Origin of the sequence: Microbispora sp. CSR-4 (assembly GCF_008033685.1) — a bacterium.
GTDB lineage: Bacteria > Actinomycetota > Actinomycetes > Streptosporangiales > Streptosporangiaceae > Microbispora.
Genome location: NZ_VJVX01000001.1, coordinates 406,941 through 425,078, shown reverse-complemented (window position 1 = coordinate 425,078; position 18,138 = coordinate 406,941). Strand labels below are relative to the sequence as shown.

18 protein-coding genes and 1 riboswitch are annotated in these 18,138 nt (G+C 73.5%); of the genes, 11 read left to right on the top strand and 7 right to left on the bottom strand.

The genetic code is table 11. From position 1 onward, the window contains the following. From pucL to alc, 7 genes are all read left to right on the top strand, one after another. Positions 1-873, top strand: coding sequence for a factor-independent urate hydroxylase (gene pucL, locus FLV34_RS02000; RefSeq protein ID WP_142644941.1), 873 nt, complete (start codon positions 1-3; stop codon positions 871-873). A 3-nt stretch (positions 874-876) separates the two neighbouring features. Continuing rightward, positions 877-1,734 carry a xanthine dehydrogenase family protein subunit M gene (locus FLV34_RS01995; protein ID WP_147942221.1) on the top strand — a complete coding sequence of 286 codons (858 nt, stop codon included), beginning with the start codon at positions 877-879 and terminating at the stop codon, positions 1,732-1,734. Next, positions 1,734-2,246: a (2Fe-2S)-binding protein gene (locus tag FLV34_RS01990; protein WP_147942220.1), complete on the top strand. Its 513-nt coding sequence runs from the start codon at positions 1,734-1,736 to the stop codon at positions 2,244-2,246. Before FLV34_RS01995 ends, FLV34_RS01990 begins: the two co-directional genes overlap by 1 nt. Before the next feature lie 207 nt (positions 2,247-2,453). After that, complete coding sequence (locus FLV34_RS01985; RefSeq protein WP_261985616.1) at positions 2,454-3,818, top strand: 8-oxoguanine deaminase; 1,365 nt, start codon at positions 2,454-2,456, stop codon at positions 3,816-3,818. A gap of 43 nt (positions 3,819-3,861) precedes the next feature. Further along, a complete protein-coding gene (locus FLV34_RS01980; protein WP_222709386.1) occupies positions 3,862-5,034 on the top strand; it encodes a glycerate kinase in 1,173 nt (390 codons plus the stop codon). Positions 5,035-5,136: 102 nt separating this feature from the next. Beyond that, positions 5,137-6,432 (top strand): allantoinase AllB, encoded by a 1,296-nt coding sequence (gene allB / locus FLV34_RS01975; protein WP_261985640.1) that lies wholly within the window; start codon positions 5,137-5,139, stop codon positions 6,430-6,432. Further along, positions 6,429-7,394 (top strand): allantoicase, encoded by a 966-nt coding sequence (gene alc, locus FLV34_RS01970; protein ID WP_147942217.1) that lies wholly within the window; start codon positions 6,429-6,431, stop codon positions 7,392-7,394. The genes allB and alc overlap by 4 nt, the downstream gene beginning before the upstream one ends. 170 nt (positions 7,395-7,564) lie before the next feature. On the opposite strand, the gene FLV34_RS01965 is transcribed toward alc, so the two are convergent. From FLV34_RS01965 to thiO, 4 genes are all read right to left on the bottom strand, one after another. Next, entirely contained in the window at positions 7,565-9,685 is a 2,121-nt protein-coding gene (locus FLV34_RS01965) for a PASTA domain-containing protein (protein WP_261985615.1), read from the bottom strand. A 379-nt stretch (positions 9,686-10,064) separates the two neighbouring features. After that, positions 10,065-10,829: a thiazole synthase gene (locus FLV34_RS01960; RefSeq protein ID WP_147942216.1), complete on the bottom strand. Its 765-nt coding sequence runs from the start codon at positions 10,827-10,829 to the stop codon at positions 10,065-10,067. A 2-nt stretch (positions 10,830-10,831) separates the two neighbouring features. Beyond that, on the bottom strand, positions 10,832-11,032 hold the full coding sequence (thiS, locus tag FLV34_RS01955; RefSeq protein WP_079320013.1) for a sulfur carrier protein ThiS: 201 nt from the start codon (positions 11,030-11,032) through the stop codon (positions 10,832-10,834). Then, on the bottom strand, positions 11,029-12,165 hold the full coding sequence (thiO, locus tag FLV34_RS01950; RefSeq protein WP_142644948.1) for a glycine oxidase ThiO: 1,137 nt from the start codon (positions 12,163-12,165) through the stop codon (positions 11,029-11,031). The genes thiS and thiO overlap by 4 nt, the downstream gene beginning before the upstream one ends. Then, positions 12,154-12,264: riboswitch (TPP riboswitch) on the bottom strand. Its footprint overlaps the gene before it by 12 nt. 171 nt (positions 12,265-12,435) lie before the next feature. Here thiO and FLV34_RS01945 point away from each other — a divergent pair. From FLV34_RS01945 to thiE, 3 genes are read left to right on the top strand one after another with little or no spacing between them, the layout of a single operon-like run. Next, complete coding sequence (locus FLV34_RS01945; RefSeq protein WP_168065541.1) at positions 12,436-13,614, top strand: NAD(P)/FAD-dependent oxidoreductase; 1,179 nt, start codon at positions 12,436-12,438, stop codon at positions 13,612-13,614. A 43-nt stretch (positions 13,615-13,657) separates the two neighbouring features. Then, positions 13,658-14,032 carry an Rv2175c family DNA-binding protein gene (locus tag FLV34_RS01940; RefSeq protein ID WP_142644950.1) on the top strand — a complete coding sequence of 125 codons (375 nt, stop codon included), beginning with the start codon at positions 13,658-13,660 and terminating at the stop codon, positions 14,030-14,032. Positions 14,033-14,069: 37 nt separating this feature from the next. Continuing rightward, positions 14,070-14,714, top strand: a complete 645-nt coding sequence (gene thiE, locus FLV34_RS01935) for a thiamine phosphate synthase (protein WP_142645215.1) — start codon at positions 14,070-14,072, stop codon at positions 14,712-14,714. A 113-nt stretch (positions 14,715-14,827) separates the two neighbouring features. On the opposite strand, the gene FLV34_RS01930 is transcribed toward thiE, so the two are convergent. Continuing rightward, complete coding sequence (locus FLV34_RS01930) at positions 14,828-15,895, bottom strand: polyprenyl synthetase family protein (RefSeq protein ID WP_147942215.1); 1,068 nt, start codon at positions 15,893-15,895, stop codon at positions 14,828-14,830. A 140-nt stretch (positions 15,896-16,035) separates the two neighbouring features. Here FLV34_RS01930 and metF point away from each other — a divergent pair, with 140 nt between their 5' ends. Then, positions 16,036-16,968 carry a methylenetetrahydrofolate reductase [NAD(P)H] gene (gene metF, locus FLV34_RS01925; RefSeq protein WP_142644952.1) on the top strand — a complete coding sequence of 311 codons (933 nt, stop codon included), beginning with the start codon at positions 16,036-16,038 and terminating at the stop codon, positions 16,966-16,968. 17 nt (positions 16,969-16,985) lie between these two features. On the opposite strand, the gene FLV34_RS01920 is transcribed toward metF, so the two are convergent. After that, a complete protein-coding gene (locus tag FLV34_RS01920) occupies positions 16,986-17,564 on the bottom strand; it encodes a GNAT family N-acetyltransferase (RefSeq protein ID WP_147942214.1) in 579 nt (192 codons plus the stop codon). Positions 17,565-17,608: 44 nt separating this feature from the next. Beyond that, positions 17,609-18,085, bottom strand: coding sequence for a YbaK/EbsC family protein (locus FLV34_RS01915; protein ID WP_142644954.1), 477 nt, complete (start codon positions 18,083-18,085; stop codon positions 17,609-17,611). Positions 18,086-18,138: the final 53 nt, after the last annotated feature.

The following is an 18,138-nucleotide window of genomic DNA, read 5'->3' as shown; positions in this document are numbered from 1 at the left end:
ATGGCCGTTCTGGGGCCGAACAGGTATGGCAAGGCCGAGACGAGGGTCGTACGGGTGACCCGGCACGGCGACGCCCACCGGATCAAGGACCTCACGGTCAGCACGTCGCTGTCGGGCGACATGACCGAGGTGCACCTGAGCGGGGACAACTCCGCCGTCCTGCCCACCGACACGCAGAAGAACACGGTCTTCGCGTTCGCCAAGAAACACGGCGTCGGGGCGATCGAGGACTTCGCGCTGCTGCTGGCGCGTCACTTCGTGGACTCCCAGCCCGCGATCCACCACGCGAGGGTCGCCGTCGAGGAGCACGCCTGGGAGCGCAACGGCGCGTTCGGGCACTCGTTCGTCCGCTCGGGCCGGGAGGTCCGCACCTGCGTGGCCCACTACGACGGGACGGCGTCGTGGGTGGTCTCCGGGCTGCGCGACCTCGTCGTGCTCAACACGACCAACTCCGAGTTCTGGGGCTTCGCCAAGGACGAGTACACGACGCTGCCGGAGACCCGCGACCGCGTCCTGGCCACCGCGGTGGACGTGGCCTGGCGGCACGCGGACGCCTCCCAGGACGCGACACAGGACTGGGACAAGACCTACGAGAACGCGCGGGCCGCCCTGCTCGCGGCCTTCGCCGACACCTACAGCCTGTCGCTGCAGCAGACCCTGTACGCCATGGGCACCCGGGTGCTGGCCGAGTGCCCGGGGGTCTGCGAGGTGCGGCTGTCGCTGCCCAACAAGCACCACTTCCTCGTGGATCTCGCGCCCTTCGGGCTGGACAACGACGGCGAGGTCTTCTTCGCCGCCGACCGGCCGTACGGGCTGATCGAGGGCACGGTGCTGCGCGAGGACGCGCCCGCCGCCGGCCCGGCCTGGGAGTAGCCGATGGACTTCCTGCGACCGACGACCTGGCCGGACGCCCTCGCGCTGAAGGCCGAGCGGCCCGAGGCCACGCCGATCCAGGGCGGCACCGACGTCATGGTGGAGATCAACCTCGACAAGGGCCGCCCGGCCGCCCTGCTCGACCTCACCGCGATCCCCGAGCTGCGGGACTGGTCGCGGGAGGGCGGCGAGATCCGCGTGGGCGCGGGCGTGACCTACTCCCGCCTGATCGCCGAGCTCGGGACCGAGCTGCCCGGCCTGGCCCAGGCGTCCCGCACGGTCGGGTCGCCGCAGATCCGCAACCGGGGCACGGTCGCGGGCAACCTCGGCGCGGCCTCGCCCGCCGGCGACAGCCATCCGCCGCTGCTGGCGGGCGGCGCGGTCGTGGAGGCCGAGTCGGTGCGCGGCACCCGGCTGATCCCGATCGGGGAGTTCTACACCGGGGTGAAGCGCAACGCGCTCGCCCCCGACGAGCTGATCCGCGCCGTACGCGTCCCGGCCGCCACCGGCCCGCAGTATTTCTCGAAGATCGGCACGAGGAACGCCATGGTGATCGCGGTGTGCTCGTTCGCGGTCGCGCTCGACCCGGGCGAGCGGCGGGGGGGCACCGGCATCGGCTCGGCCGCGCCGACCCCGCGCCACGCCCCGCAGGCCGGGGACTTCGCGTCGGAGAGACTGGACTGGGACGGCCAGGGCCCGCTCGATCCGGTCGTCGCGCGCCGCTTCGGCGAGCTCGTGGCCGCGTCCGCCGCGCCCATCGACGACGTGCGGGGCCGCGCCGCCTACCGTACGCACGCGCTGGCCGTGATGGCGCGCCGCGCGCTCGGCTGGGCATGGGACGACTTCAGGGGGAGCGCGTGATGAGGGTCGACGTGACCGTGAACGGCCGCCCGATGACGGCCGACGACGTGTGGGAGGGCGAGAGCCTGCTCTACGTCCTGCGCGAACGGCTCGGCCTGCCGGGCGCCAAGAACGCCTGCGAACAGGGCGAATGCGGCGCCTGCACGGTCTATCTCGACGGCACCTCGGTCTGCGCCTGCCTCGTCGCCGCGGGCCAGGCGGAGGGACGCGAGGTGGTGACGGTCGAGGGCCTGGCGGCCCCCGGTGAGGGGTCCGACGGTGAGCTGGGCGGCGGGCTCGACGAGGTGCAGCGCGCGTTCGTGGACGCGGGGGCCGTGCAGTGCGGCTTCTGCACCCCCGGTCTCATCGTCCAGGCCCACGCGCTGCTCGCGGGCACCGAAGGGGCGCCGCCGGACGCCGACATCCGGGAGGCCCTGGCCGGCAACCTGTGCCGCTGCACCGGGTACGAGAAGATCCTCGACGCGGTCCGCCTGGCCGCCGCCCGCCGCGCGGAAAGCGGCTCCCGCGCATGACCCGCCGCGACCGCCCGACGGCGGTGCCGCGTAAAGGCCGCGATCACCCGGTGGCGTTGCCGCGTACGGGGTGTTATCCGCGGTGCGCCATGTCCGCACTCCGAGCGTCACGGATGCCCCGCCGCGATCACCAGGCGGCGGTGCTGCCGCGTACGGGCCGTGATCCGCGAGGGGCGGCGCCCGAATCGTCTGTGTACGGGGGTCCCATTGGCTGAGCGTCAGCGCCCGGTGGTCATCGAGAACGCCTACGTCGTCCCCGTCGCCGGGGCGGAGATCCCGTCCGGTCACGTCGTCGTGGAGGACGGCCTGATCACCGCGGTCGGCCCAGGACCCGCCCCGGCAGTGCCGGAGGGGGCCGAACGCGTCGACGGCTCCGGCTGCCTCGCCACGCCCGGCCTGGTCAACACCCATCACCACCTCTACCAGTGGGCGTCCCAGGGAGTGACCCCGGACGGCACGCTGTTCGAGTGGCTGGTCGCCAGCTATCGGCTGTGGGCCCGGATGGACGCCGAGGTGGTGGTCGGCGCAGCGACGGCCGGGCTGGCCTGGCTTGCCCTGTCGGGCTGCACCACCTCCACCGACCACCACTACGTCTTCCCCAAGGGCAGGGGAGACCTCTTCGAGGCGGAGATCGAGGCCGCGCGGCGGGTCGGGCTGCGCTTCCACCCCTGCCGGGGATCGATGGACCGGGGCGCCTCTCAGGGTGGCCTGCCGCCGGACGAGGTCGTGGAGGACATCGACGAGATTCTCCAGGCCACCGACGACGCCATCCGGAAATATCATGATCCGTCGTTCGGGTCGATGCTGCGCGTCGCGGTCGCCCCCTGCTCGCCGTTCTCGGTCAGCGGCGAGCTCATGACCCGCTCGGCCGAGCTGGCCCGCTCCCACGGCATACGGCTGCACACGCACGTGGCGGAGACGGCCGACGAGGACGAGCACTGCAGGGAGCAGTTCGGCGTGCTGCCCGTCGAATACCTCGACCGGCTCGGCTGGCTGGGCCCCGACGTGTGGCTGGCCCACTGCGTCCATCTGACCGACAAGGACGTGCGGCGCTTCGGCGAGACCGGCACCGGCACGGCCCACTGCCCGTCGTCCAACGGACGCCTCGGCGCGGGCATCGCCCGGGTGTCCGACCTGCTGGCCGCGGGCGCGCCGGTCGGGCTCGGCGTCGACGGCGCGGCGTCCAGCGAGATGACGCCGCTGGCCGGGGAGATCCGCATGGCCGTGCTCACGCAGCGGGCCCGCTACGGCCCGCGCGCGCTGACCGCCCGGCAGGCCCTGGAGATGGCCACGCTCGGCGGCGCCCGCTGCCTCGGCAGGGAGACAGAGATCGGCTCGCTGGAGCCCGGCAAGCTCGCCGACGTCGCGCTGTGGCGGCTCGGCGGCTTCCACGCGGCGATCGACGATCCCGTCGTCGCGTTCGCGTTCGGCACGACCCCGCCGCTCGCCCGGCTGCTCGTCGGCGGCCGGACCGTCGTGGACGACGGCGAGCTGCGCACCGTGCCAGGGGAGGAGGCCGCGCGGGCCGGGGCCGACGCCCACCGCAGGCTCACCACGATGGATCATGTCTGAGGCGTTCCCAGACACGATCGAAGGGCCACAGGTGAGCCACACCATGACAGGACACGTCGTCATCGCACCGGACAAGTTCCGCGGGTCGCTCACCTCACCCGAGGTAGCCGCGCACGTGGCCGCCGGGCTGCGTCTCGCGGGAGCGGGGGACGTCCCCGTCGTCGAGCTGCCGGTGGCCGACGGAGGCGACGGCACCGTGGACGCGGTCGTGGCGAGCGGGTTCACCCGGATCGAGACGCGGGTGACCGGGCCGGCCGGCGATCCGGTCACGGCGAGCTACGCCGTACGCGACGAGCCCGGCGCACGGGTCGCGGTGATCGAGCTGGCCGAGGCGTCGGGCCTGCGCCGGCTGCCGGGCGAGCCGGTGCCGCTCACCGCCACCAGCCGCGGCACCGGCGAGCTGATCGCCCACGCCGTACGGCACGGCGCGACGCGGATCGTGCTCGGCCTGGGCGGCAGCGCCTGCACCGACGGCGGCGCGGGCATGGCCCAGGCCCTCGGCGCGCGGCTGCTCGACGCGGCCGGCAACGACCTGCCCGCGGGCGGGGCCGCGCTGCGCGACCTGCACACCATCGACGCCTCCGGCCTCCTGCGGGGCTTCGAGGTGATCGTGGCGAGCGACGTGGACAACCCGCTGCTCGGGCCGTACGGCGCGGCGGCGGTGTACGGCCCGCAGAAGGGCGCGAGCCCGCAGGACGTGGCCGTGCTGGAGGCCGGGCTGGCCCGGCTGGCGGCCGTCGCCGCGCACACCCACGGCCTGGCGGGCGCGGCCGAGCACGACGGCGTGGTGCGGGCGATGGGCGTGGCCGGGCGGCCGGGGGCGGGCGCCGCGGGAGGGGGGGGCTTCGGCGCGCTGACGTTCCTCGGCGCGGAGATCCGGCCCGGCATCGGCTATCTGCTCGACCTCGTGGACTTCGACCGCCACGTGGAGGGCGCCCGGCTGGTGATCACGGGTGAGGGCTCGATCGACGAGCAGACCCTGCGCGGCAAGGCCCCGGTGGGCGTCGCCGCCGCCGCGGCCAAGCACGGCGTGCCGGTCGTGGCCGTCTGCGGGCGGCGCACCGCCGGCGACGACGAGCTGAGGGCGGCCGGCATCGAGGCGGCGTACGCGCTGACCGACGTCGAGCCCGACGTGCGGCGGTGCATGGCCGAGGCCAGGCCGCTGCTGGAGCGGCTGGCGGCGCGGATCGCCGCCGTACATCTCGTGAACGAGTAGGTGATCGTGAGGGGAGCGGCGAGTCTCGTGCGTGATCGCGGCGGTGACCGGCCCGGGCCGGCGGCGGATAGCGGGGTCGCGGCGGCGGAGGGGGCGTACGACCTGGTGGTGCGGTCCCGGCGGACCGTGACCCCGGAGGGGGAGCGTCCGCTGGCCGTCGCCGTGCGCGGCGGCGTGATCGCGGCCCTGCGCCCCTACGACGAGCCACCGGCGGCCGAGGAGTCGGCCGACCTCGGCGACCTGCCGCTGCTGCCCGGGCTGGTCGACTCCCACGTGCACGTCAACGAGCCGGGCCGCACCCACTGGGAGGGCTTCGCGACCGCCACCAGGGCGGCGGCGGCCGGGGGCGTGACCACGATCGTGGACATGCCGCTCAACTCGCTGCCGCCGACCGTGGACGTGGCGGCACTCGACGTCAAGCGGAAGGCCGCCGAGGGCCGGTGTCACGTGGACGTCGCCTTCTGGGGCGGCGCGATCCCCGGCAACCTCGCCGACCTGCGGCCCCTGCACGAGGCCGGCGTGGCCGGGGTCAAGTGCTTCCTGTCGCCGTCCGGCGTGGACGAGTTCCCCGCGCTCGACCGCGACGGGCTGCGGGCCGCGCTGGCCGAGGTGGCCGCGTTCGACGGCCTGCTGATCGCCCACGCCGAGGACCCCGCCCTGCTGTCCGAGCCCGGCGGCCCCGCGTACGGCGACTTCCTCGGGTCGCGCCCGCAGGAGGCCGAACGCAGGGCCGTCGAGCAGGTGATCGAGCTTGCGGCGGAGACGGGCGCGCGGGCGCACATCGTGCACGTGTCGGCCGCCGCCTGCGTCGAACCGCTGCGCGCCGCCCGGACGGCAGGGGTGCGCGTCACGGCCGAGACCTGCCCCCACTATCTGACCCTGGCGGCCGAGCAGGTCACCGGGCCCGCCTACAAGTGCTGCCCGCCCATCCGGGAGGCCGCCAACCGCGACGCGCTGTGGCGGGCGCTCGCCGACGGTGTGCTCATGGGGATCGTCTCCGACCACTCCCCGTCGACGCCCGACCTCAAGGTGCCCGACTTCGCCGCCGCCTGGGGCGGGATCTCCTCGCTCCAGGTCGGCCTGCCCGTCGTGTGGACCGCCGCGCGTGCCCGCGGCCACGGCCTGGCGGACGTCGCGCGCTGGATGGCCGAGGGACCGGCACGCCTGGCTGGCCTGCCCGGCAAGGGGGCGATCCGGGAGGGCGACGACGCCGACCTCGTCGCCTTCGACCCCGACGCCGAGTTCACCGTGGACGTCGCGGAGCTGCACCACCGCAACCCGGTGTCTCCCTATCACGGCGCGCGGCTGGCGGGCGTGGTGCGCACCACCTGGCTACGCGGCACGCCCGTCGACTTCGCCACCCCGCGTGGCCGGCTGCTGACGAGAGGAGCCCGATGACCGGCTTCACCCGCCTGCCCGATCTCGCCCTCCGTACGTACGGCGGGTCGGTCGTGGCCGCCAACGACGAGTCGTTCGCCGAACGGGAGGCCCTGATCCGGCCGGGACCGGCCGAGTTCCGGCCGCACACGTTCGGGGCCAAGGGACAGGTCTACGACGGCTGGGAGACCCGGCGGCGGCGCGAGCCCGGCCACGACTGGGCGATCGTGCGGCTCGGCATGCCCGGGGTCATTCACGGCGTCGTCGTGGACACCGCGTGGTTCCGCGGCAACTACCCGCCGTACGCGTCGGTCGAGGCGTGCGCGGCCGAGGGCCACCCCGCGCCGGAGGAGCTGGACGGCTGGGTGGAGATCGTGCCGAAGAGCCCGCTGAAGGGCGACGCGGTCCACGAGTTCGCCGTGCCCGATCCCCGCCGCTTCACCCACGTGCGGCTGAACATCTTCCCCGACGGCGGCGTCGCGCGGCTGCGGGTCCACGGGCGGGTCGTGCCCGACCACACGTTCCTGGAAGGCCTCACCATCGACCTCGCCGCGCTGGAGAACGGCGGCCTGGTGACGGCGTGCTCCAATGAGTTCTACTCCTCGCCGAACAACGTCATCGCGCCCGGCCTGGCCCGCAACCAGGCCGAGGGCTGGGAGACCGCCCGCCGCCGCGACGACGGCAACGACTGGCTCGTCGTGGCCCTGGCCGGGCCCGGCCGGGTGGCCGTCGCCGAGCTCGACACGACCAACCTGGTGTTCAACGCCCCCGGCTGGGCGTCGCTGAAGGGCGCGGACGCGGACCGTGCGCCGCTGGAGGACGAGGACGCCTGGTTCACGCTGCTGCCCAGAACGCGCCTGCAGCCCGACACCCGCCACCGCTTCCGCCTGGACGACGACCGCCGGATGACCCACGCCCGGCTCGACATCTACCCCGACGGCGGCCTCGCCCGCCTCCGCCTCCTCGGCACCCTCATCCCCTGAGCCCTACGCACACGGGGACTCGAGTACGACGTCCCGCCGGGGTCATTACTCCCCGTCGTTCTCCGGAACCGGCGGGGCTCTTCATGCGTGAGCCGGCCGCATGGCCGAGCGCGTCGCGCACGCCCCCGGAGGGACGCCGGGGACGATGACGAGGCGCGGGGAGGCGCGGATCAGTGCCAGATGGTGATGGTGGTGCCCGGCGGCTGCTGGCCGAGCGGATTCTCGCCGACCACGCGGTCGGTGCCCATCACCCTGCGGACGTTGACCTTGAAACCGGCCGCCTTCAGCTCGTTGGCCGCGTCCTTGACGGACTTGAACATCACGTTGGGGACGGCGACGACGACGGGCGGGGTCTGGTCGGGATCGGCGGGGTTGGCCTCCCACGGCCAGTGGAAGCCCTGGTCCGGGCCGCGTGAGGCGGTCAGGTGGACGGTCGCCCCGGCCACCACCTCGGCGCCGCCGGCCGGGTCCTGGGCGATCACCGTGCCCGGCGGGGCGTCGTCGGTGGTCTCGTCGACCTGGACGTTGAAGCCCTTCTCGCGCAGGAACTTCTCCGCCTGGTCGCGCATCATCTGCGTGACGTCCGGCATCAGCAGCCCGGCGCTGACGACGAAGTTGACCGTGCTGCCCTTCTTGACGCGCTTGCCCACCGGCGGGTTGGTGCGGATCACCTGGTCGCGGGGGACGGTGTCGCTCGCGCTCTTGCTCACCCGCCCGGGGGTGAGCCCGGCATCGGCGATCTTCGCCCGGGCGTCCGCCAGGCTGTACTTCTCGACCAGCGGCACGGCGATCAGCTCCGGGCCGGCCGACGGGATCAGGGTGAGCACCGAGCCCTTGACCACCTCGGCTCCCAGCCCCGGCTCGGTGTCGAGAACGATGTCCTTCGGCACCTTGTCGTCGAACCGCGCCTGGCCGATCCGCACCTCGAAGCCGGCCTGCTGCGCCATCTGCCTCGCGACGGTGACGGGCTTGTTCACCAGGTCGGGGACCTTCGTGTAGCGGCCCTGGGAGAACCACCAGCCGGTGAACGCGACGCCCGCCAGCATGACGAGGGCCAGCGCGGCGACGAACCAGACGGGCCTGATCCCGCCGCGTCCCCTGCGCCGTCCCGTCTCGGCCCGGTCGGTCAGCAGTTCCGAGCGCGGCTGGATCATCGTGTGGCCGAGCGGCGACTCGGGCTCGGCGAGCACGTGCGCCCCCATGCCGAACGACCCGCTGCCGAACGATCCGCTGCCGTGCGGCCCCGTGCCAGGAGACCCGGTGCCGTGCGACCCGGTGCCGTGCGACCCGGTGCCGTGCGACCCGGTGCCGTGCGACTCCGTGCCGAACGACGAGGCCCCGCCGGCCGGCGGCATGGTCCGGTGGGCGCCCGTCCGCACGCCGCTGTGGGCGCCGGTGTCCGGGGCCCCGTGGCGGGCGGCGTGCGCGTCGGTGTGCCCGGTCTTCGGCAGCGTACGGTGGACCTCGACGGCGGCGACGAGCATCGCGGTCGCGTCCGCCGGGCGCGCGGCGGGGTCCTTGTCGGTGGCCGCGGCGACGAGCGCGTCGATCACCGGCGGCACGTCGGGCACGATCGACGACGGCGCGGGCACGGTCTCGTGCACGTGCCGGTAGGCGACCGACATCGGCGTCTCACCCGAGTACGGCTGCCGCCCGGTGAGCAGCTCGAACAGCATGATCCCGGCGGCGTACACGTCGCTGCGGGCGTCGGCGTTGCCGGTCGTGACCTGCTCGGGCGACATGTAGCCGATCGTGCCGATCATCATGCCGGTCTTGGTCTGGTTGGTCGCCTCGATCGCGCGGGCCAGGCCGAAGTCCACGACCTTCACCCGGCCGTCGTCGGCGAGCAGCACGTTCTCGGGCTTGACGTCGCGGTGGATGAGCCCGGCCTGGTGGGCCGCGCCGAGCGCGGCGAGCACCGGGATGACCATCTCCAGGGCCTCGCGGGCCGGGAGGTGGCCGCGCCGGCGCAGCACGTCGCGCAGCGTACGGCCGGGGACGTACTCCATGGACAGGTAGACGTGCGCCCCGTCGGTGCCCTGGTCGAAGACCTGCACGATGTTGGGGTGCGAGAGGCTGGCCACCGACTTGGCCTCGCCGATGAAACGCCGCACGAACTGCGGGTCCTCGGCCAGCGAGCGGTGCATCACCTTGACGGCGACCGTGCGGTCGAGCCGGACGTCCAGAGCCAGGTATACGGAGGCCATGCCACCCCGGGCGATCCGGGACTCGACGCGGTAGCGCCCGTCGAGCAACTGCCCCACGAGCGGGTCGGTTAGCGTCGTGTCCACTCGCCAGAGTTTACGGGTGATTTGCCGCCGGGCGTGTTCCCGAATCCCAAACCGAGACCTATTCGGCAGCCTCGCGCGCCGTCCGAAAAGCCATACCGATTCCGAAAACCGGCCTTACCAGACGCGGAATCGGCCGCCTCCCGCCTCGCCCGCGCCGGCGTTCCGGGGCAGGCGGGCGAGAGGAGGACAGAGGCCACGGCGGTGCCGGACCGCAGAGCCGGGCTGCGGTGCCGGACCGTGGTGCCGGACCGCAGAGCCGGACCCCAGAGCCGGACTGTGATGGCGGACTGTGGTGCCCGACCGCAGGGTCGGTCCGCACAGTTGGACCGTGGTGCCGGACCACGGCGCCGGACCACGGTGCCGGACTGTGCGGCGGATCTCAGGACGCGCGGGCGGGCGAGGACGCCTCGGCGTAGCGGCGGCGCGGGATGCGCCCGGCGAGGCGGGCCGTCCGCCCGGCCGTGACCGCCTGCCGCATGGCCGCCGCCATCAGGTCCGGCCGGTGCGCCCGGGTCACGGCGCTGGCCAGCAGGACGGCGTCGCAGCCCAGCTCCATCGCGAGCGCGGCGTCGCTGGCCGTGCCGATGCCGGCGTCGAGGATCACCGGCACCGTGGCCGCCTCGACGATCAGCTCGATGCTGTGCGGGTTGCGGATGCCCAGCCCGGAGCCGATCGGGGCGCCGAGCGGCATCCCGGCCGCGCACCCGGCGTCCTGGAGCCTGCGGGCCAGTGCCGGGTCGTCGCCGATGTACGGCAGCACCACGAAGCCGTCGGCGACCAGCCGCTCGGCGGCGTCGAAGGTCTCGATCGGGTCGGGCAGCAGGGTCCGCTCGTCCGCGATGACCTCCAGCTTCACCCAGTTGGTCTCCAGCGCCTCGCGGGCCAGCCGGGCGGTCAGCACCGCCTCCCCGGCGGTGAAGCAGCCCGCCGTGTTCGGCAGCACCTTGATGCCGCGGGCGCGCAGCAGGTCGAGCACCGAGCCACGCGACTGCGGGTCGAGCCTGCGCATCGCGACGGTCGTCAGCTCGGTGCCGGACGCCTCGAGCGCCTGGTCGAGCACCTCGAGCGACGGCGCGCCGCCGGTGCCCATGATGAGCCGCGAGGTGAACTTCTCCCCGCCCAGCACGAGGACGTCGTCGGTCATGTTCACCCTCCCTGCACGGCCGTGAGCACTTCGACGCCGTCGCCGTCGGCGACCTGGGTGGAGTCCCAGGCGCTCCGGCTGACGACCTCGCCGTTCAGCGCCACCGCGACCCCCGACGTGAGGGCCGTGAGGGTCCGTACGGCGTCGCCGACCGTGGCGCCGTCCGGCAGCTCGGCCGCGCCTCCGTTGATCGTGACTTTCATTGGCTGAATCTCCCTGGATCGCAGAACCGGGCGACCGGGGGCACCTCGTCGCCGGTGAGGAACGCGGCGACGGCGTCGGCCGTGACCGGGGACAGCAGCACCCCGTTGCGCCCGTGCCCGGTCGCCGCCAGCACGCCGGGCGGCCCGGCGGGACCGATGAGCGGCAGGTTGTCGGGTGTGCCCGGGCGGAAGCCGGTCGTCGTCTCGGCGAGTTCGAGCTCGGTGATGCCGGGCACCAGCTCGCGGGCGTCGCGCAGCAGCTCGTAGACGCCTCCGGCGGTGACCCGCGCGTCGTACCCCATCTCCTGGGTGGTCGCGCCCAGCGTGATCTCGCCGTCGCCCCGGGGGACGAGGTAGGCGGGGGAGCCGTGCACCAGCCCCCTGACGCACCGGGTGAGGAAGCCCCGGGGCCCGCGCAGCCGGAGGATCTCGCCCTTGACCGGGCGCACCGGCAGGCCGGGCAGCAGGGACGCCGACCACGACCCGGCCGCCACGACGACCTGCCCGGCCGCGACGGTCCCGCCGGACTCCAGCCGTACGGACGGACCCCCCGCCTCCGGGGCGTCGATCGCGGCGACTCGCTCGGTCACCAGCGTGCCGCCCGCCTTCTCGAACGCCGTGAGCAGGGCGCGTACGACCCTGCGGGGGTTGACCCAGGCGTCGTCGCGGGCCAGCAGCCCACCGCGTACGGAGGGAGAGAGCATCGGCTCGAAGGAGCGGCACTCGCGCCCGGTGAGCCGCTCTACCCGCAGGCCGAGCGTCCGCTCGAAGGCGGCGAGGTCGTCGAGGACGGCCATGTCGTCCGCGCCGCGGGCGACCTCCAGGGTGCCCTCGGTCCGGTAGTCGAGGTCGGCGCCGGTCTCGTCCTCAAGCTCCGCCCGGAACGCCGGCCAGGCCGCCAGTGACGCGAGACCGAGCCGCAGCAGCGGCTCCTCCGTGTAGGTCACCTCGCTGACCGGCGCGAGCATCCCCGCGGACGCGTGGGTGGCGCCGCCTCCGGGGGAGGGGTCGGCCACCGCGACCGACAGGCCGCGCCGGACGGTGCGCCAGGCCGCGGCCAGGCCTTCCACCCCGCCGCCCACGATCACGACGTCGTAGCCGGACTGAACGCCGGGTGGCGGTGTGCGGGACACAGCGCTCCCTTCGCCGGCATTACCCGGATCAGGTCGGGGCGGTCGAGAGCCTCGTGCTCTCCTCTCAGCCCGGTCCGCCGGGCTCCCGCGCGTCTTACGTCCCCAAGGGTAGTACGCCGCCCGAAACGGCCGATCGCGGGACCGATGAGCCCGGGTGGTGAGAGCACCCGGGGCCTCACAACCCGGGCCTGTTCGAGTGCGCGTCAATTACCCAACTCGTTATGGGGGCCCCGTTGGCCAGGGCCCCTGTCGGCAATCTATGGTCGAGCTGTGGATCACGTCGTGGTGGTGGGTGCCGGCCTGGCCGGCGTGCGAAGCATCGAGGCGTTGAGGTTCCGTGGGTTCACCGGACGCATCACGCTCATCGGCGAGGAAAACCATCGCCCCTATGACCGGCCGCCGCTGTCGAAGGCGGTGCTGCTCGGAGAGACCGACTCCACCGTGGTCGACTCCGATCTCGACGCCCTCGACGTACGGCTGTGCCTCGGCACGGCGGCCAAGGGCCTGCGCGAGGGCGTGCTGGAGACGACCGAGGGAGAGCTGGAGTACGACGGCCTGGTGATCGCCACCGGCGCCGCCCCGATCCGCCTGCGCGGCGAGGGCCGCCAGCACGTGCTGCGCACGATCGAGGACGCGCTCGCGCTGCGCGAGCGGCTGGTCCCCGGCGCCCGCGTGGCCGTCGTCGGGGCCGGCTGGATCGGCGCCGAGGTCGCCACCGCGGCGGCCAGGGCCGGGTGCGCCGTGACCGTCGTGGAGGCGGGGGAGAGCCCGCTCGCCGTGGCCCTCGGGCCCGAGGTGGGCAGCCACACCACCGGCTGGTACGCGCGGGCGGGCGTCGAGCTGCGCCTCGGGGCGCTGGTCGGCAGCGTGGACCCCGACGGCCTCACGCTCATGTCCGGCGCCCGGGTGCCGGCCGACGTGGTCGTCACCGGCGTCGGTGTGCGCCCGGCCGTCGACTGGCTGAAGGGGTCGGCGGTCCGGGTCGACGACGGGGTGGTGGTCGACGAGCACCTGCGCACGTCGCTGCCCAACGTGGTCGCGGTGGGCGACTGCGCGAGCTGGTGGTCGCGCAGGTTCCGCACCCGGCTGCGCGTCGAGCACTGGGACACCGCGCTCCAGGCCCCCGACGTGGCCGCCGCCACCCTGCTGGGCGAGGAGGCGGTCTACGACCCGGTGCCGTACTTCTGGTCGGAGCAGTTCGGCCACATGGTGCAGTTCGCCGGTCACCGGGAGGCCGGTGACCGCATGGTGCTGCGCGGCGACCCGCGCAGGGACCCGAAGTGGGCGGTGTGCTGGCTGAAGGCCGACGACCGGCTCGCCGCGGTGCTCACCGTCGACCGCCCCCGCGACGTGGTGCAGGGCCGGAAGATCATCGAGAGCGGCCGGCGGCTCGACCCCCTGCGGGTGGGGGATTCGGCCCGGCCGCTACGCGACTGCATTATGGCTTAATCGAGGTGTTTCGTGGCGGCCCGCCTGTGGTAATGGTGGTTCCGTGACGCTTACTGTTGCGCAGATCGACCGGGAGACCGACCAGCTCGTAGGGGAGTGGCTCCCCCTCTCGGAGGCCGCCAAGAAGCTGGGGCTCAGCGTCGGCCGCGCCAAGCAACTCCTCAAGGACAAGAAGCTCGTCGGCGTCCGCCGGGGCGGCGGCGAGCCGCAGATCCCGGCGGTGTTCATCGCGGACGGTGAGGTGCTCAAGGGCCTGCCCGGCACGCTCACCGTCCTGTCCGACGCCGGGTACGACGAGGTGGAGTCGATCCGGTGGCTGTTCACCCCGGACGACTCGCTGCCCGGGGCCCCGATCGACGCGATCGTGAAGGGCCGGCACACGGAGGTCAAGCGCAGGGCCCAGGCCCTCGGCTTCTGACCCCGCCGCCGCATGGCATTGTGGTCGGGTGGACGACATCCGGCGACAGCGGCTCGCGCAGGCCAGGCTCTACCTCTGCACTGACGGCAGAAGGGACCGCGGCGATCTGGAGAAGTTCCTCGACGCGGTCCTGTCCGGCGGGGTGGACATCGTGCAGCTCAGGGAGAAGGGCCTGGAGGCGCGCGAGGAGCTGGAGCTGCTCGAGGTCTTCCGCGCGGCCTGCGACAGGCATGGTGCCCTGCTGGCGGTGAACGACCGGGCGGATGTGGCCTACGCCGCGCGGCCCGACATCCTGCACCTCGGCCAGGACGACCTCCCGGTCCCGGTGGCGCGGGAGATCCTCGGTCCTGACGTGCTCATCGGCAGGTCGACGCACTCGGCGGCCGAGGCGTCGGCCGCCGCCGTGGAGCCGGGCGTGGACTACTTCTGCTGCGGGCCGATCTGGCCCACGCCCACCAAGCCCGGCCGTCCGGCGCCCGGCCCCGCGCTGCTTCAGCATGCCGCGAGCCTGGGCGCCGACCGCCCGTGGTTCGGCATCGGCGGCATCGACCTGGGCAACCTCGACGAGGTGATGGCGCACGGCGTGCGCCGCGCCGTGGTCGTCCGTGCCATCACCGAGGCCGACGATCCGGGCGCCGCCGCCGCCGCGCTCAAGGCACGGCTGTCCGCCGTCCCGCTCTGAGCGGAACGCGCACATTCAGGCACGGTGGGGCGCCCGCCCGTCACCCGCGGCGGAACGTCCGCGTCAGGCGGGGCGGGACGCCCGCCGCCAGGTGAGGAATGTCCGTCGTCGGGTCAGGTGCGGCGGGTCGTGGCCGCCACGGCCAGGGCGGCCAGTGCGGCGCGGGCGTCGTCCTCGATCGGCGCCTGGTCGAGGGCGTGCAGCGCGTCGTCGAGGTAGCGCTTGATCATGTCCTCGCACGCCGTCAGCGCGCCGGTCTCCTCGATCACCGTACGCAACCGCCCGATCCCTTCGGCGTCCAGCTCCGGGTCGCCGAGCAGGGACCGTACGACCTCCGTCTGAGCGGGGGTGGCCGAGGCGAGCGCACGCGCGATCAGGACGGTCCGTTTGCCCTCGCGAAGGTCGTCACCGGCGGGCTTGCCGGTCTCCGCCGGGTCGCCGAACACGCCGAGGATGTCGTCGCGGAGCTGGAAGGCGATGCCCACCTGCTGGCCGTACTGCACGCAGAGCCGGTCGATCCAGGCGTGGCGGGCCCGGGCGGCGAGGACGAGCCCGAGCCGGAGCGGCTGCTCGACCGAGTATTTGCCGCTCTTGTAGAGCGCCACCCGCAGCGCGCTGTCGAACGTGCTCTCCCCCTGCGCCTGTTCGAGCAGGTCGAGATACTGCCCGCACATGAGCTCGGTGAGCATGTAGTCGTGCATCGGCTGGGCGGCGGCGATCGCCTCGGGGGCGAGGCCGCTGGTGCGCCACATCTCCCCGGACCACACCAGCAGCAGGTTGCCCAGCAGCACGGCCGTGCCCTCGCCGAACTGCGGCGCCGACCCGTGCCAGCCCGCCTCGGTGTGCATGCGTTCGAACCGGCGGTGCGCCGACGGCATGCCCCGGCGCACGTCGCTGGCGTCCATGACGTCGTCGTGGATGAGCGCGCTGGCCTGGAGGAGCTCCAGCGAGGCGGCGGCGAAGCGCAGCCCCGGGTCGTCGCCTCCTCCGGCGGCGCGCCAGCCCCAGTAGCAGAAGGCGGGCCGCAGCCTCTTGCCACCAGCAAGGAAGTCTTCCGCGGCGGACAGCAGGACGGCCAGATGGGGGTCACCGAAGTGTGGTCGCTGCCGGTCGAGGAACTCCCGGAGTGCGAGGTCCACCTCCGTACGGATGGAATCGAGCGAGGCGGCGGAAGCGGTCATGTTCTGAGACTAACCGGGGTTGATCCAGACACCTATCAGCAGATCCCCTCCAATCGTGTCAACTCGCTCTGATAGGGCAAATGTCCACATTGCAAGACTGTGACGGCCGTCAAAACCACCGTCGCTGTACCCTTGCCGGTATGGCTCTCGGTCTGCCCTCGCGGCTTCCTGATCGCGTCCCGACGGTCCGCGAACTGCTGGCCGCGGGTGAGCGCTCGTTCTCGTTCGAGTTCATGCCGCCGAAGACCGACGAGGGGGAGCGGCAGCTGTGGCGGGCGATCCGTGAGCTGGAGGCGCTGCGCCCGACGTTCGTCTCCGTGACCTACGGCGCCGGCGGCTCGACCCGGGACCGCACGGTGGACATCGTCGAGCGGCTGGCGCACGAGACCACGCTGACGCCCGTCGCCCACTTCACCGCGGTCGACCACTCGATCCGCGAGCTGCGCCACCTCGTCGGCAGGTTCGCCGACGCGGGCGTGCGCAACATCCTCGCCGTCCGCGGCGACCCGCGCGGCGGCAACCCCCTGGACGAGTGGGTCAAGCACCCCGAGGGCGTGCTGTACGCCGAGGAGCTGGTGCGGCTGATCCGCCAGGCGGGCGACTTCTGCGTGGGCGTGGCGGCCTTCCCGTACAAGCACCCCAGGTCGGCGACGATCGAGTCGGACACGAAGTATTTCGTGCAGAAGTGCCGGGCCGGCGCGGACTACGCGATCACCCAGATGTTCTTCAGGGCCGAGGACTACCTGCGGCTGCGCGACCGTGTGGCGGCCCACGGGTGCGACACCCCGATCATCCCGGGGATCATGCCCGTCACGCAGATGAGCACGATCGCCCGGTCGGAGCAGCTGTCCGGTGCGCCGTTCCCGCCGGAGGTGGCCGAGCGGTTCGCGGCCGTCGCCGACGACCCGGCCGCGGTCCGCCGCCTCGGCATCGAGCACGCCATCGAGATGTGCCAGAAGCTTCTCGACGAGGGCGCGCCCGGCATCCACTTCATCACCTTCAACCGGTCGAGCGCGACCCGCGAGGTGTTCCAGGCGCTGCACAGCGTGCCCGCCGCCGCTGTGGCCGGCTGAGAGCCGGCCGGGTCCCGTCAGCCTTCCTCTGCCCCGGCGGCCTCGCGCTCGGCCAGCGGCAGCCGCACCCCGGCGATGACGTACTCCTCGTAGCCGCCGGGGAAGACGAACCGGGTCATCAGGTCGGTGAACCCGACGTCCCGGTAGAGGTGCCGGGCCACCGTGGGGGCGTCGTGCGTCGACAGCACGGCCGTACGCTCCGGGCGGCCCTCGCACAGCGCGTGGATCATCCGCCGGCCGACGCCCCGGCCCTGATGTTCGGGGCGCACGTGGATCTCGGCGATCTCCAGGGCGTCGCCGAACCAGTCGTCCGCCACCAGCGGCCCGGCCCGGTCCTGCAGCGCCCCCCGCACGACGTCGTGCCACCACTGCCCCTGGCCGCCGTGGAAGCCGTACGCGAAGCCGACGATGACGGAGGTCCGCGCCTCCTCCGCGAGCACGCAGTCGAAGTCGGGATAGGTGGCGTGGTTGCGCATGATCGCCATACGGCCCGCGAGCTGGTCCGACGGCGGGCGCATGGCGACCGTGTAGATCTCCAGCACGGTGTCCAGCACGGCCCTGAACTCGTCGGGCCCCACCCGTCGCAGTCGGATCACTCGTCGCACACTAGCAAAGCGACGCCGGGCCGGTTCGGCAGGCGTCACTCCACATCCGCCGACGTGCCTCCAGTGATGCGCAGCAGCTCGTCATAGGAGGTCGGGAAGACGGTGTGGGGGTGCCCGGCGGCGGCCCAGACCACGTCGTGCTTGCTCAGCCAGGTGTCCACCAGCGTCCGTACGGGCGCGGGGTGGCCGACCGGGGCGACGCCGCCGATGGGCTGCCCGGTGTGCTCGCGGACGAACTCCGGCGTGGCCCGCCGCACCTTCGCCGCGCCCACGAGGCGCGCGATCAGATCGGTGTTCACGCGATGGGCGCCGCTGGTCAGCACCAGCAGCGGCGCGCCGTCCGCGTCGAAGATCAGGCTGTTGGCGATCGCGCCGACCTCGCAGCCGAGCTGGGCCGCCGCCGTGGCGGCCGTCGGCGCGGCCTCGTCGAGCACGACGACCTCGCCCGTCACCGCGTGGGCCCGCAGGGCCTCCTGAACCCGGGCGACGTTCGGATGCAACTTTTCTGCCACCCGGTCACTCTAAACGGATTGCCAGGACATACGCGGCCGATTATGGCCACTTA